Below are 13,312 nucleotides of genomic sequence, written 5' to 3'. Positions count from 1 at the left end.
GCGGGATCCCGACGGCACGTCATACCGTCGGGATCCCGCGTCTCAGGGGGTGTGCCTCACAGCGGACGGATCGTGCCCCGAGCGTGCTCCGTGCCCTTCTTGGCGTTGCGCAGCGCGAGGTCGAACGACCCCGGCCTGCCCGCGGACTGCGCGATGAAACGCGCCGTCGACGGGATGAGCACCGGCTTCTTGAACGCAACGTTCACCTCGTAGGCGTCGGGCAACCGGTTCTCGAGCGCGCCGAGCATGCGGGCCTTGCTCCACATGCCGTGCACGATCGTCGTCGGGAAGCCGAGCGCCTTCGCGGCGAGCGGGTTCATGTGGATCGGGTTGACGTCGCCCGACACCTTCGCGTATCGGCGTCCGAGGTCGCCGGCGAGGCGCCACGTTGCACCGAAACCGTCGATGGCGTCCGGCTCGTCGACCTTCGGCGGCACCTCTCCGTCGACCTTCGCGCCGCGAAAGAGGTACGACGAGCGGTCCTCCCACACGAGTTCGCCGTCGACGTACGCCTCACCGACGAGGTCGGCCTGCGCACCACGGAAGTGCGGGCGCAGGTTCTCGACCCGCGCGCGCAGCTCCAGCGTCTCGCCCAACAGCACCGGACGGTGCTGACGGATCGTGTTCTCGAGGTGCACCGAACCCATGAGGGCGAACGGGAAGCCCGGATCCGACATGAGCGCGACCTGCAGCGGGAAGACGAGCACGTGCAGGTACGTGCTCGGCACCCGGTTGCTCAACGCGAACCCGCAGACCGCGTCGTAGTCGGCGACGTCCGCGACGCTCGGCGTCACGTCGCGTCGCACGACCTCGAGGTCGGGCAGCGTCCGCCCCTTGCGCTTCGACCCGGCGACGACGGCTTTCGCGAACATGGGGCCGAGCTTCGGCTCGCCCCTCAGCTCGATCGTGCGCGTCACGTCAGGCTCCGATCTGGCTCTGCCCGCACACGCGCAGCACCTGGCCGGTGACGCCCGCCGAACCCGGCTCGGCGAAGAACGCGATGGCCTCGCCGACGTCGATCGGGTTGCCGCCCTGCATCATCGAGTTGAGGCGGCGGCCCACCTCGCGCGTCACCATCGGAATCTTGGACGTCATGTCGGTCTCGATGAAGCCGGGCGCGACGGCGTTGACGGTGATGTCGCGCTCGGCCAGCTTCTCCGAGAGCTCACGCACCATGCCGATGACGCCGGCCTTCGACGCCGCGTAGTTCGCCTGACCGCGGTTGCCGCCGATACCGGAGGTCGAGGCGACCGACACGATGCGTCCGCCGTCCTTGAGACCACCCTTCGTCGCCGGGTCGAGCAGCACCTCGTTGATGCGGAACTGCGCGCCGAGGTTGACGTCGACGACCGAGTTCCAGCGCGCCTCGTCGGTGTTGACGAACAGCTTGTCGCGCGTGATGCCCGCGTTGTGGACGATGACGTCGAGCTTGTCGGCGTGACGGGCGACGGCTTCGGCGATCTTCGTGCCCGCGTCGGGTGAGGTGATGTCGAGCCCGAGCGAGGTGCCGCCGATCTCGTTGGCGACCTTGCTCAGCGCGTCCCCGGCGGCCGGGATGTCGACGGCGATGACGTGCGCACCGGCGCGCGCGAACACGCGCGCGATCTGCGCGCCGATGCCGCGCGCCGCACCCGTGATGACGGCGACCTGGCCTGCGAACGGCTGGTGCCAGTCGGCGACCTCGGTGACGGCGTGCTTGCGGATGCGGATCGGCTGACCCGACACATACGCCGAGCGGCTCGAGCCGAAGAAACGCAGCGGCGCCTCGAGCACGGCCGCGTCGCCCTGGGCGTCGGGGTCGATCCAGAACAGGTTCGCCGAGCCGCCGGCGCGCAGTTCCTTGCCGATCGAGCGCGTGATGCCCTCGAACGCCTGCGCCGTCGCGGCGGCTTCGACGTCGTCGAGCGCGGACGGCGTCGTCGCCATGACGATGACGCGCGCCGACCTGCCGAGCGCCTTGACCGCCGGGATGGCGATCTCGCGGAACGTCTCGAGGTCGGTCAGCTTCGTCGCCGCGGTGACGTCGATGACGAACGCGCCGAGCTTGTCGGAGTACGTCGCCTCTGCGGTGGCGTCGACCACGTCGGCGCCGGAGCCGCGCAGGATCGCCGCGGCCGTCGAACCGACGACGCCGGAACCGACCGTGCCGACGGCGGCGGGGCCGTCGAGCAGGTCCTGACCGACCTCGTAACGGCGCAGGACGGGCGGCTGCGGCAGCCCGATCTGCTTGGCGAGCTTCTTGCCGAAACCGTTGTTGACGAAGTTCGAGTAACCGTCAGCCATCACACTGCCTCCAGAATCGCGACGACGCCCTGGCCACCAGCGGCGCACACGGAGATGAGGCCGCGGCCGGAGCCCTTCTCGTGCAGCTGCTTGGCGAGCTGCGCGATGATGCGGCCACCGGTGGCCGCGAACGGGTGGCCCGCGGCGAGCGAGCTTCCGTTGACGTTGAGCTTGCTGCGGTCGATCGAGCCGAGCGGCGCGTCGAGACCGAGCTTGTCCTTGCAGAACTCGGGGCTCTCCCAGGCCTTGAGCGTGGCGAGCACCGTCGAGGCGAACGCCTCGTGGATCTCGTAGAAGTCGAAGTCCTGCAGGCTCAGACCGTTGCGCGCGAGCAGGCGCGGCACCGCGTACGCGGGGGCCATGAGCAGGCCCTCCTTGCCGTCGACGTAGTCGACCGCGGCGGCCTCGCCGTCGACGAAACGGGCGAGCAGCGGCAGATTGCGCTCCTTCGCCCACGCCTCGCTGCCGAACAGCACGGCCGAGGCGCCATCCGTCAGCGGCGTCGAGTTGCCGGCGGTCATCGTCAGGCCCTCGCCCTTGCCGAAGACCGGCTTGAGCTTCGCGAGCTTCTCGGCCGTGCTGTCGGGACGCAGGTTGTTGTCCTTGGCGAGGCCGAGGAACGGCGTGATGAGGTCGTCGAAGAAGCCACGCTCGTAGGCGGCGGCCATCTTCTGGTGCGACGCGGCGGCGAGCTCGTCCTGGGCCTCACGCGTGATGCCCCACTCCTTGGCCGTGATGGCCATGTGGTCGCCCATCGCGAGGCCGGTGCGCGGCTCCGAGTTGCGGGGCTGCTCGGGCGCGAGCTGGTTCGGGCGGATCGAGGCGAACGCCTTGAGGCGATCCGGCGTCGTCTTCGCGTAGTTCGCCTTCATGAGCGTCTTGCGCAGACCCTCGTTCAGTGCGAGCGGCGCGTCGGACGTCGTGTCCGTGCCACCGGCGATCGCCGAGTCGATCTGGCCGAGCTTGATCTTGTTCGTCACGAGGATCGCAGCCTCGAGACCCGTCGCGCAGGCCTGCTGGATGTCGTAGGCCGGCGTCGTCGGCGCGAGGTGGCTGCCGAGGACGGATTCGCGCGTGAGGTTGAAGTCGCGCGAGTGCTTGATGACGGCACCGGCGACGACCTCACCGAGGCGCTCACCCGAGAGGGAGAAGCGCGAGACGAGGCCGTCGAGGGCCGCCGTCAGCATGTCCTGGTTGGAGGCCTTGAGGTAGGCGCCGCCCGAGCGGGCGAACGGGATGCGGTTGCCGCCGATGACGTAGGCGTCACGGATCGTGGTCATGAATCGCTCCGGTTGAGTCGTGGTGGGTCGTGCGCGAGTCGATGACGAGGCCGCGCGGACGTGAGCACTCGTCAAAACTTACCGATACGGACAGTAGCAGGTACGGCGCGTACGCGATACCGTGTCAGGCATGTCCACCACCACCCGAGCATCGAGCGCCCAACCCGACGGACGCGACGCGCGCTGGGCCGCCCATCGCGTCGCCCGCCGTCGCGAGCTCGTCGACGCCGCCCTGCGCGCCATCCGCCGTCACGGCGCCGGAGTGGGGATGGACGAGATCGCGGCCGAGGCCGGCACGAGCAAGACCGTCATCTACCGCCACCTCGGCGACCGGCTGGGGCTCTACCTCGCCGTGTGCGAATCGGTCGACGCGCTCATCCTCGCCGAGATCGACGCGGCCGCGAGCGCCACGTCGGATGGTGACGGCGACGCCCGCGCCACCGGTTCGTCCGCGCGACGCACGCCGCCCGGGCCCGCGATGCTCGGCGCCGTCATCGACTCCTACCTGCGCCTCGTCGAACGCGATCCCGAGGTGTACCGGTTCGTCGTGAGGCGCCCGGACGTGACGCTGCCGGAGGGTCCTGGCGATCCCGTCACCGGCCTTTCGGGACGGATCGCCGACAACCTCTTCGACCTCCTGCTGGCCTTCGGCCCCGACACCGAGGAAGCTCGCGGGAGAGCGCGAGCGTTCGCGTGGGGCGTCGTCGGCCTCGTCAAGGAATCGGCCGACCGGTGGCTGGAGAGCCCCGGCGGATTGAGTCGCGCGCAACTCGCCGCCCACCTCGCCGCGCTCGCCCACGGCGGCCTCGCCGGGGCGCTGGCGCGAGACGCGCCAGGGCCGGCCGATGCGCACATCGCTACTGCTGGCCCCGGCGGCGTCGACCAACCCGACCGCCCCGCCGACACCGGACGCGACGAGCGAAGCATCCACGACGACACTGCCCGATCCGACGAAACACCGACGTTCGACCCGGCCGGATGACACGATCCGTTCCGAGGCAGCTCTCACCCGCAGGCCGCACCGCGGCGCCCGCGGCCGACAAGGAGGACGACATGAGCACGACTCCCGAGACCACGACCGAGAACACTTCGCCCGCGCCCGCGACGAACGACGTCGTCGAGCAGATGCGCATCGCGCTCGACGGGCCGTGGCGCGACCTGCGCGAGCGGATCCGCGGCGAGCTGCCGTGGGAGGCCATCAGTGGCACGCCCGGCGAGTCGATCGAGGCTCAGCGTGAGCGAGTGACGCGTCAGGTGCTCGCGCTCGCCGACAAGGGGTACGGCTCGATCGGTTTCCCGACGCAGTACGGCGGCACCCTCGACTACGGCGCGTCCTGCGTCGCGTTCGAGATGGAGGCCTACGGCGACCTGTCGCTGCTCATCAAGAACGGCGTCCAGTTCGGTCTGTTCGGCGGCGCCGTCTCGCGCCTCGGTACCGACAAGCACCTCGCCGCGTACGTGCCCGACATCATGAGCGGCAAGCTCATGGGCTGCTTCGCGATGACGGAGGTCGGCCACGGCTCGAACGTCGCCGCCGTCGAGACGACCGCGACGTACGACGTAGAGACCGACGAGATCGTCGTGCACTCCCCCACCGTTTCCGCGACGAAGACGTACATCGGGAACGCCGCCAAGGACGGACGCGCGGCCGCCGTGTTCGCGCAGCTCGTCGTCCCGAGCGTCGGTGACGTCGCCGACGGCGAGGAGGAGACCCCGAGCAAGGGCGTCCACGTCGTCGTCGTGCCGATCCGCGACGAGGACGGCAACCCGATGCCGGGCGTCACGATCAGCGACAACGGCGTCAAGGGCGGGCTGCCCGGCGTCGACAACGGCACGATCGCATTCGACCACGTCCGTGTGCCCCGCGAGAACCTGCTCGACAAGTTCGGTGGCATCGACGAGACCGGCACCTACGTCTCGGAGATCGACAACATCAACCGGCGCTTCTTCACGATGCTCGGCACGCTCGTGCGCGGCCGCGTGTGCGTCGGCGGCGGCGCGGGTGCGGCGGCGCAGAAGGCGCTCGCCATCGCCGTCCGCTACGGCGACCAGCGGCGTCAGTTCTCCGCTCCCGGCACGCCCGACGAACTCGTCGTCCTCGACTACCTCGCGCATCAGCGGAAGCTGCTGCCGCGCCTCGCGAAGTCGTTCGCGCTGCGCTTCACGCAGAACGCCATGACGGCACGCCTGCAGGAACTGGAGGACGCAGCGACGTCGTCGGAGAAGGAGACGCCCGGCGCCGACCACGAGGACGCTCAGCGTGAACTCGAGGCGTGGGTCGCCGGCATGAAGGCGCAGACGACATGGCATGCGCTCGACACGATCCAGGCGTGCCGCGAGGCGTGCGGCGGCGCCGGGTACATGGCGGCCAACGGGCTGACGCAGATGCGCGCCGACGTCGACGTGTTCGCGACGTTCGAGGGCGACAACACCGTCCTCATGCAGCTCGTCGCGAAGGGGCTGCTGACGGAGTACAAGGACCAGTGGGGCGATCTCGACATCGCGGGAACGATCGCGAAGGTCACCGCGCAGACCGTCGAGGGACTCGTCGAGAACACGCTGAAGCGTGCCGGCCTGCAGCGCCTCATCGACGGCGCGACGCCGCGCAACGACGAGACGGCGCTCGACTCACGCGGCTGGCAGGAGTCGATGTTCTCCGAGCGCGCGTCGCACCTGCTCGAGACGGCCGCGATGCGGCTGCGCAAGGCGGGCAAGCGCGACGGGTTCGCCGTGTTCAACGCGGCCCAGGATCACATCCTCGCCGCGGCGAAGGCCGACATCGACCTGCGGATCTTCGAAGCGTTCAAGGAAGGCCTCGAGGCCATGCCCGAGGGCGAGGCGCGCGAGCTCATGGCGAAGGTGTTCGACCTCTACGCACTGGCGTCGATAGAGGAGGACAAGGGCTGGTTCATCGAGCACGGCCGCATCACGGCGTCACGTTCGAAGGCCGTCACGACGCGCATCAACGAGCTGTGCGCCGAGCTGCGTCCCCACGCCGTCGACCTGACGAAGGCGTTCGGCATCCCCGAGTCGTGGCTCGAGAACGACCTCATCGACCTCGGTCAGGACCGCGCGGGTGTGACGGCCTGACGACGGGTTCGACGCCTCGCGGGTTACAGGACGCTTCGGCGGCCGACGCATCGCGGCGCGAATGCTGACGGTCGCCTCACCTGGCTGGTGAGGCGCCCGTCAGGCGTTCTGCCCGCGCGTCTGGTGATGTGCCTGGCCGCACGCGGGGGCGTCCCGGGGCTCAGCGCACCGGTTCGCTGGAGGCGACGAGCTGTTCGAACGTCATCGCCTTCTGCCCGGTGAGCAGTCGCACGTCGTTGCTGACGACGTCGAGCTCCCCCGCGGCGATCGCCGTGTAGGTGCTCACCCATGCGTCCATCTCGAACGGCTGCGGGTCGTACTTCTGCCGTGACGCGCGCGCCTGCTCGATCGTCTCGGGTTCGTAGCGGAAGTCGCGGTCGCGACCCGCGCTGAGGATGGCGGCGATCTCGTCCAGCGTCAGGGCCTGCGGGCCGGTGAGATCGTACGTGCGGCCCGCGTGCTCGCCCGGCGCGAGGAGCACCGCCTGCGCGGCACGGGCGACGTCCGCTCGGGCGACGGGCGCGACGCGTCCGTCACCCGCCGGGCCGCGGAGGACGCCGTCCTCGTCGGCGAAGTGCTCGAAGACGTCGGCATAGAAGCTGTCCCGCAGGAACGTCCACACCATGCCAGAGGCCTTGATGTGCTCCTCCGTCGCGAAGTGGTCGCGCCCGAGCGTGAACGTCGAATCGGGCGCCGCATTGAGGAACGAGGTATAGACGATGTGCTGCACGCCCGACTTCGCGGCCTGGTCGACGAAGTTGCGGTGCTCCTCGACGCGCGTCGGGCTCTCGGCCGCCGACACCATGAACAGGGTGCCGACGCCCTCGAGCGCGGCGGCGGCGTCGGGGGCTCCGTACTCGGCGACGGCGACCTCGCTCTCACCGTCGCCGTCACCGAGATGTGGCAGGCGCGAGACGTCGCGCAGGAGAAAGCGAACCGGGCGTCCCGGTGCCGAGACGAGGCGCGCGACGGCGCCGCCGACGGCACCCGTCACACCGGTGACACCGATGCGGGGAAGAGTGGTGGAATCTGCGCGAAAGGCCATGTGCCCATCATGCCCGTCTATCGTGGCGCGCATGAGAACGATTCAGCACATCGCGGTGGCGGAGGAGTGGCGGGACGCGCTCGAGAACGGCGAGTACATCTGGTCGACGCGCGGCATGACGATCGAACAGGTCGGCTACCTGCACGCGAGTTTCCCCGAGCAGGTGCGGCCGACGCTCGAGCGGTTCTACTCGGACATCGACGTGCCGCTGGTGCTGCTGACGTTGGACGCGGACGCCATCGTCGCGGCGGGGCTCGAGGTTCGCGTCGAACCCGCGCTCCCCGGCGCGGCGGGCAGCGAGAAGTTTCCGCATGTCTACGGTGGCCCTCTGCCGACGTCATGCGTGAGCAACGTCGAGGCGATCGGACAGCCGCCGGCTGCGTGAGCGTGGCGCCCACTCGGCAGACGGGCCTTGGCAAGACGAGAGCCCCGCAGACGAATCTGCAGGGCTCTCGGTGCATCTGTGGTGCCAGGTGAAGGATTCGAACCTTCGTAGCTTTCGCGACGGATTTACAGTCCGCTCCCATTGGCCGCTCGGGCAACCTGGCGCGCGTGCTCGGAAACCATAGCAAGAGCGCGCGCCGTTGAGCGAATCGGCAGGGCACGCGCGGGTGTGCGAGGTCACGGCGGCGCGGCGGCGTCGCCGTCAGGAAATGATGCCGGCTGGAACGGTGACGCGACGGCGCGGGATCGGCGTCACGGCATAATGAGGCGCAGGAAGCGCCCGCGTTCAACGAAGGAGAAACCGTGGCAGACAGCTCGTTCGACATCGTCAGCAAGATCGACAAGCAGGAGGTCGCCAACGCGGTCAACCAGGCCGCGAAGGAGATCGGCTCGCGCTACGACTTCAAGAACGTCGGCGCGTCCGTCGAACTCTCCGGCGAGTCGATCGTCATGAAGGCCAACTCCGAGGAGCGCACGCTCGCCGTCCTCGACGTGCTGCAGACCAAGCTGGTCAAGCGTGGCGTCTCGCTCAAGACACTCGACTACGGCGACGACGACCCGACGCCGAAGCTGTCGGGCAAAGAATACCGCCTCGAGGCGAAACTCAAGGACGGCATCTCGAGCGAGAACGCGAAGAAGATCAGCAAGATCATCCGCGACGAGGGCCCCAAGAGCGTCAAGGCCCGCATCGAGGGTGACGAACTGCGCGTCACGAGCAAGAGCCGCGACGACCTGCAGGAGGTGCAGGCCCTGCTCAAGGGCTCCGACCTCGACGTCGCACTGCAGTTCACGAACTACCGCTGACCGGCGTACTTCACCACCCGATGGACGAGGGCCCCGCACCGATTCGTTCGGTGCGGGGCCTCGTCGTCGACATCCTCGACGTCAACGCCAGGGGTGGCGCAGGATCAGTTCGGTGTTGCGGTCGACGTCGGCGCCCAGGAGGGCAGCCGAGCGGTTCGGGTCGTTGTAGGACAGCTCGCGGTACAGCGATGCCAGATCAGCCTGGCCCTGCCCTGTCGTCGACGCTGCGTACGGCGCGGCCGACTCGACGAGCGTGGCGAAAAGGCTGAGCGTGCCGTCGGCGTTGTCACAGAGCTCGATGATGCGCGCGTGCTGCGGGAAGTCGACGTGGCTCGCCGTGTTGATCTCCCAGAACGACCGTCGCGGATCGGCGTGACGATGCGCGGTGATGCGGTTCTCGTGCGTGTGCCCGTTGACCCACGCCACGACGTTGGGGAAACGCATGAGCGTGTCGCGCACCTCGCGCCCGGCGTGCCGCAGTTCGGGCGTGGCCAGGTCGAGCAGCACGTTCGTCATCGTCGTGCTCGTGTGATGGCTGAAGATGACGAACATCTCGTCGGCCACGGCATGGCGTTGTGTGCGACCCCAGAAGTCGACGTACGTGCTGCTGCCCGCGGTGAGGACACGCTGCAACCACAGGAACTGCTCGTGCCCGAGGCTGCCCTCGGTGAATCCGGCGCGGTTCGTCGAATCGAGCGAGATGCCCGTGACACCGTCGGCGATGCGGAACGTGTAGTAGCCGCGCCCGGTCGCCACGTTCTCGTCCGTGAAGCCATGGCCGCCGCTCGGCAGGTGCGCGCGCATGTACTCCGTCGGGGTGAACGGCCTGCGGCGCTCATCGGGTGTGACGTGCCAGGTGTTCTTGGTGCTGCTGCTGACGCCCTTGATCGCCGTGCTGCCGGTCGCGAAGGTGCGTCGCAGTGCCGCATCGGACGTGCCCGAGGTGAAGCCGGTGAACTTCACGTCGCCGGTGTACATCGCGGCCAGTGCACCCCAGTCGGACGGCAGGACGCCGCTGACGGAGTCGTCGTGGTTGCCGAAGACCGAGAACCATCGCACGTTCAGCCCCGGGCTGCGGTGCGCTGCCGTGGCGCGGCGGAAGAAGCCGTCGAGGACCGGGAAGCCTGCGCTGACGTACCGGTCGCGGACGGAGGCATTCTCGACGTTGTAGTACTGCGGGTTGCCGCTCGTCTGCGCGCCCTCCCACCGGTCGCTCGCGCCCGTGTTCGGGGTGATGACGCCGCCGTTCATGACTGCGAGGTACCACTCGAGCTCGACGTGCTCGTGGTTGTCCGTGTTGTCACCCGTCGAGACGACGCAGTCGAACCGGCGCCCGGTGAACGGGCCCTTGGCGAGGTCGTTGACCCGCTCGACCAGCTGCGCCGCCCCCTGGGTGCCGAGAGCCTCCTGCGGGCGGCACGCGCTCGAGTTGACCGTGTTGAGGAACTCGAAGCGCACCGGGCTCTGCGCGTCGACGACGTGCAGGTCGGTGAACTGGACGATGCTCGCGAGGCCGGTGCGGGTGTCGTCGCGGGAAGGTCGCGGCTCGGCGAGGTCGGCGCGCACGACGAGGGGGTAGCCCGGCCCGGCCGTCAGACGCGTGTAGCCGCTCGTCGCCACCGGGGCCGCAGCCTGCTCGAGCGTCGTGCCGCGGGTGTAGACCGAACGATCCGCGGCCTGCGCGAGTTGGGCGTTGGTCGCGGCGAGCGCTGCGGTGACGAGGGAGCCGGAGGCGCCCTTGAGGAACGCGCGACGTGTGGGGCGAGGCATGACGACAACTCTCCGTCGGGGATGAGGAGGTGCCAGCGTGCCCCTGGCGCGGGGCATGGACGTGACGGGCGGCTGAATGCGACGTGAACTCGTAGCTCCTCAACCGACCTGATTCTCGGGCCCGACAACGAGGCATTCGAGGCGCGGATCATCGAAGAACCGCTGGGCCAACGACGCCTCGGCGGCGAGGTAGGTGCTCACGAGATCGGTGTCGTTCGCCAGGCACCACGCGCCGGATTCGGGGTAGACGATCGAGACCGTGTGCCAGTCGTCGACGAGGACGATCTCGTCGAAAGCGCCGGTGAACGGCACGATCTCTCGCTCCGGTTGGTCGATGCGACATTGTGTGGCGCCCTCGACGTCCAACCCGCCGATGCCGGCCCAGATCCCCTGGACGATGCGGGACGCATCGGCACGCCGCCTGAGATCGTCGCGCAACAGCTGATGGATGACACGGCGCTCGGGCTCCGGAATGACCCCCTCGACGAGCTCGACGCCGCGTTCGCTCTCGAAGTCGAGGTCGATCAAACCATCAGGACGACGATCGGGGCGCCAGCCCGGCTCGTCGAGTCGGGCGTCGGGCAGGGCACTCCATCGCAGGCGCGTGATGTCGTCGTCGCGCTTCTCGATCGGGTGCAGGATGCGGACATACGCGTCGAATCCGCGCCCGACGAGCCCGTCGACCGTCGAGAACCCGCCGAAGGACGGTTGCCAGGCCAGCACATCGACGGGGTGAAGGGCGAACCCGTCGCTCCAGTGATCCGCGCGAACTCGGACGCCTCGCTCTGCGACGAGGCACTGCGCCGGCGTGAGATCGGCGTCGGGATCGACGGAGAAACCGACGCTCACCGCGCCGGCACGCTGCCCAGCCGGGGCCAGTTCCATCGGCAGGGTTCCGGGCATCTCGTCGAGAAGGGCCTCGAGCTCTGCCTCGTCGACGTCGTCCTCCGTGACATCCGGCGTGGGCGGGAAGAGCGCGAACCGGGTCTTGACGGCGAGCGCCGTCACGAAGAGAAGTGGGAAGCGGGCCCGCTCGCCGCGCGGCCACCATCGCGGGGCTGACAGTTCGTACCACCCGAACTGCTTCGGGCCGCGCCACGATCGCCAGTCGATGAGGTAGTCAGCGCTTCGCATCTCGTCCCGGGTCATGGCATTGACGCTATGGGGCGCCTGCTCACCCCGTCCACACTTTTTCTGGTGCCCCCGCCTGACGGCCAGCTCCTACGGTGTTCCTCGAACCGTGGATGAGGTGCGCATCGCGACGGCGCCGAGACCATCGCAGCGGTTACGTAAAGGTAAGGATCGCAGCCCGGCGACAAGTACCTGTGACGGGGCGTACCATGCAAAGAGCGATCAAGCTACCCATGAGTTAAGAAAGGCGGCGTCCCATGCCCCGCAACATCTACGACGAAGACCACGAGGCGTTCCGCGCTTCCGCCCGCGAGTTCGTTGAGCGCACCCTCGCCCCGCGTGCCGAGGAGATGATCCGCGATCACGTCATCGCGCGTGACATCTGGCTCGAGGCCGGCAAGCAGGGCTTCTTCGGCCTGTGCATCCCGGAGGAGTACGGCGGCGCCGGCATCGACGACTACCGCTTCAACGCGATCTTCGCCGAAGAGATCAGCAAGTTCACCGCCGCCGTCGCGTCGTGCTTCGGCATCCACTCGGATGTCACCGCGCCGTACATCGTCAGCCTCGGCACCGAGGAGCAGAAGCAGAAGTACCTGCCGCGCGTCGCGACGGGTGAGCTGATCCTGTCGATCGGCATGACGGAGCCGTCGGGCGGTTCGGACCTCGCCAACCTCAAGTCGACGGCCGTCAAGGCTGACGACGGTTCGGGCGACTGGATCCTCAACGGCTCGAAGACGTTCATCACGAACGGCCACCAGTGCGACGTCGCCGTCGTCGCGGCACGCACGGACCCGAGCAAGGGCGCCAAGGGCATCTCGCTGTTCCTCGTCGAGGCCGGCACCGAGGGCTTCACCAAGGGCAACAAGCTCGACAAGGTCGGCCAGGTCGAGTCGGACACGTCGGAGCTGTTCTTCGACAACGTGCGCCTGCCCGCCGACGCGCTGCTCGGCCCGCAGGACCTCGGCTTCATCGCGATGATGAAGCACCTGCCGCAAGAGCGCATCGGCAACGCCATCGCGAACATCGCGAACGCGAAGCAGATCCTCGCCGAGACGATCCAGTACTGCAAGGACCGCAAGGCGTTCGGTCAGCCGATCGGCTCGTTCCAGCACAACACCTTCAAGATCGCCGAGATGGTGACGAAGATCGAGGTCTCCGAGGCGTACATCGACGACTGTGTCGCCGCGCACGCCGAGGGCAAGCTGACGGCCGTCGACGCCGCAAAGGCGAAGTGGTGGGCCGCCCAGGTGCAGTGCGACGTGCTCGACGAGTGCGTGCAGTTGCACGGTGGCTACGGCTACATGAACGAGTACCGCGTGGCACGTGCGTGGCGTGACGCTCGCGTGCACAAGATCTGGGCCGGTTCGAACGAGATCATGAAGATGATCATCGGGCGTGACCTGGGTTTGTGACGAGCGAATACCGAAGGTCGAGGGCCATGGCGATCGCGCTGCGCGCGATCGCC

General features: G+C 68.7%; 11 protein-coding genes and 1 tRNA gene. 5 read left to right on the top strand and 7 right to left on the bottom strand.

Going from position 1 to position 13,312, the window contains the following annotated elements; translation table 11 throughout:
• Nucleotides 1-56: 56 nt before the first annotated feature.
• Genes AC1RS9_RS07805 through AC1RS9_RS07795 form a run of 3 tightly spaced genes read right to left on the bottom strand, consistent with a single transcriptional unit; the run spans nt 57 to nt 3,563 of the window.
• Nucleotides 57-917: a MaoC/PaaZ C-terminal domain-containing protein gene (locus AC1RS9_RS07805; protein WP_216343080.1), complete on the bottom strand. Its 861-nt coding sequence runs from the start codon at nt 915-917 to the stop codon at nt 57-59.
• A 1-nt stretch (nt 918) separates the two neighbouring features.
• A complete protein-coding gene (locus AC1RS9_RS07800; protein WP_074040987.1) occupies nt 919-2,283 on the bottom strand; it encodes a 3-oxoacyl-ACP reductase in 1,365 nt (454 codons plus the stop codon).
• Nucleotides 2,283-3,563, bottom strand: coding sequence for an acetyl-CoA C-acetyltransferase (locus AC1RS9_RS07795; RefSeq protein ID WP_062258594.1), 1,281 nt, complete (start codon nt 3,561-3,563; stop codon nt 2,283-2,285). Before AC1RS9_RS07795 ends, AC1RS9_RS07800 begins: the two co-directional genes overlap by 1 nt.
• A 130-nt stretch (nt 3,564-3,693) precedes the next feature.
• On the opposite strand from AC1RS9_RS07795, the gene AC1RS9_RS07790 reads away from it, so the two are divergent.
• Nucleotides 3,694-4,545 carry a TetR/AcrR family transcriptional regulator gene (locus AC1RS9_RS07790; RefSeq protein ID WP_074040985.1) on the top strand — a complete coding sequence of 284 codons (852 nt, stop codon included), beginning with the start codon at nt 3,694-3,696 and terminating at the stop codon, nt 4,543-4,545.
• A 71-nt stretch (nt 4,546-4,616) separates the two neighbouring features.
• A complete protein-coding gene (locus tag AC1RS9_RS07785) occupies nt 4,617-6,653 on the top strand; it encodes an acyl-CoA dehydrogenase family protein (protein WP_074040993.1) in 2,037 nt (678 codons plus the stop codon).
• Nucleotides 6,654-6,813: 160 nt separating this feature from the next.
• Here the strand turns inward: AC1RS9_RS07785 and AC1RS9_RS07780 are convergent, their stop codons facing one another.
• Complete coding sequence (locus tag AC1RS9_RS07780) at nt 6,814-7,698, bottom strand: SDR family oxidoreductase (protein ID WP_082740948.1); 885 nt, start codon at nt 7,696-7,698, stop codon at nt 6,814-6,816.
• A gap of 31 nt (nt 7,699-7,729) precedes the next feature.
• Between AC1RS9_RS07780 and AC1RS9_RS07775 the strand changes: the two genes are divergently transcribed.
• A complete protein-coding gene (locus AC1RS9_RS07775; protein WP_074040984.1) occupies nt 7,730-8,083 on the top strand; it encodes a DUF952 domain-containing protein in 354 nt (117 codons plus the stop codon).
• A gap of 79 nt (nt 8,084-8,162) precedes the next feature.
• On the opposite strand, the gene AC1RS9_RS07770 is transcribed toward AC1RS9_RS07775, so the two are convergent.
• Nucleotides 8,163-8,246: transfer RNA gene (locus AC1RS9_RS07770), tRNA-Tyr, on the bottom strand.
• Nucleotides 8,247-8,445: 199 nt separating this feature from the next.
• Between AC1RS9_RS07770 and AC1RS9_RS07765 the strand changes: the two genes are divergently transcribed.
• Nucleotides 8,446-8,946, top strand: a complete 501-nt coding sequence (locus AC1RS9_RS07765) for a YajQ family cyclic di-GMP-binding protein (protein ID WP_074040983.1) — start codon at nt 8,446-8,448, stop codon at nt 8,944-8,946.
• Nucleotides 8,947-9,027: 81 nt separating this feature from the next.
• Here the strand turns inward: AC1RS9_RS07765 and AC1RS9_RS07760 are convergent, their stop codons facing one another.
• The gene (locus tag AC1RS9_RS07760; RefSeq protein ID WP_074040982.1) at nt 9,028-10,716 is read right to left on the bottom strand and encodes a TIGR03767 family metallophosphoesterase; all 1,689 of its coding nucleotides are present in this window, start codon (nt 10,714-10,716) and stop codon (nt 9,028-9,030) included.
• Between the two features lie 99 nt (nt 10,717-10,815).
• On the bottom strand, nt 10,816-11,865 hold the full coding sequence (locus AC1RS9_RS07755) for a hypothetical protein (RefSeq protein WP_492921062.1): 1,050 nt from the start codon (nt 11,863-11,865) through the stop codon (nt 10,816-10,818).
• A 239-nt stretch (nt 11,866-12,104) separates the two neighbouring features.
• Between AC1RS9_RS07755 and AC1RS9_RS07750 the strand changes: the two genes are divergently transcribed.
• The gene (locus AC1RS9_RS07750) at nt 12,105-13,259 is read left to right on the top strand and encodes an acyl-CoA dehydrogenase family protein (RefSeq protein ID WP_006946057.1); all 1,155 of its coding nucleotides are present in this window, start codon (nt 12,105-12,107) and stop codon (nt 13,257-13,259) included.
• Nucleotides 13,260-13,312 lie beyond the last annotated feature (53 nt).

The organism is Dermacoccus sp. MPR-E5 (genome assembly GCF_058809565.1).
This window is presented reverse-complemented; position numbering and strand designations above follow the sequence as displayed.

Coding starts and splice junctions, on each gene's coding strand:
- AC1RS9_RS07760 (WP_074040982.1), bottom strand. CDS start 10,716: ATGCCTCGCCCCACACGTCGCGCGTTCCTCAAGGGCGCCTCCGGCTCC.
- AC1RS9_RS07785 (WP_074040993.1), top strand. CDS start 4,617: ATGAGCACGACTCCCGAGACCACGACCGAGAACACTTCGCCCGCGCCC.
- AC1RS9_RS07755 (WP_492921062.1), bottom strand. CDS start 11,865: ATGACCCGGGACGAGATGCGAAGCGCTGACTACCTCATCGACTGGCGA.
- AC1RS9_RS07750 (WP_006946057.1), top strand. CDS start 12,105: ATGCCCCGCAACATCTACGACGAAGACCACGAGGCGTTCCGCGCTTCC.
- AC1RS9_RS07775 (WP_074040984.1), top strand. CDS start 7,730: ATGAGAACGATTCAGCACATCGCGGTGGCGGAGGAGTGGCGGGACGCG.
- AC1RS9_RS07800 (WP_074040987.1), bottom strand. CDS start 2,283: ATGGCTGACGGTTACTCGAACTTCGTCAACAACGGTTTCGGCAAGAAG.
- AC1RS9_RS07795 (WP_062258594.1), bottom strand. CDS start 3,563: ATGACCACGATCCGTGACGCCTACGTCATCGGCGGCAACCGCATCCCG.
- AC1RS9_RS07780 (WP_082740948.1), bottom strand. CDS start 7,698: ATGGCCTTTCGCGCAGATTCCACCACTCTTCCCCGCATCGGTGTCACC.
- AC1RS9_RS07790 (WP_074040985.1), top strand. CDS start 3,694: ATGTCCACCACCACCCGAGCATCGAGCGCCCAACCCGACGGACGCGAC.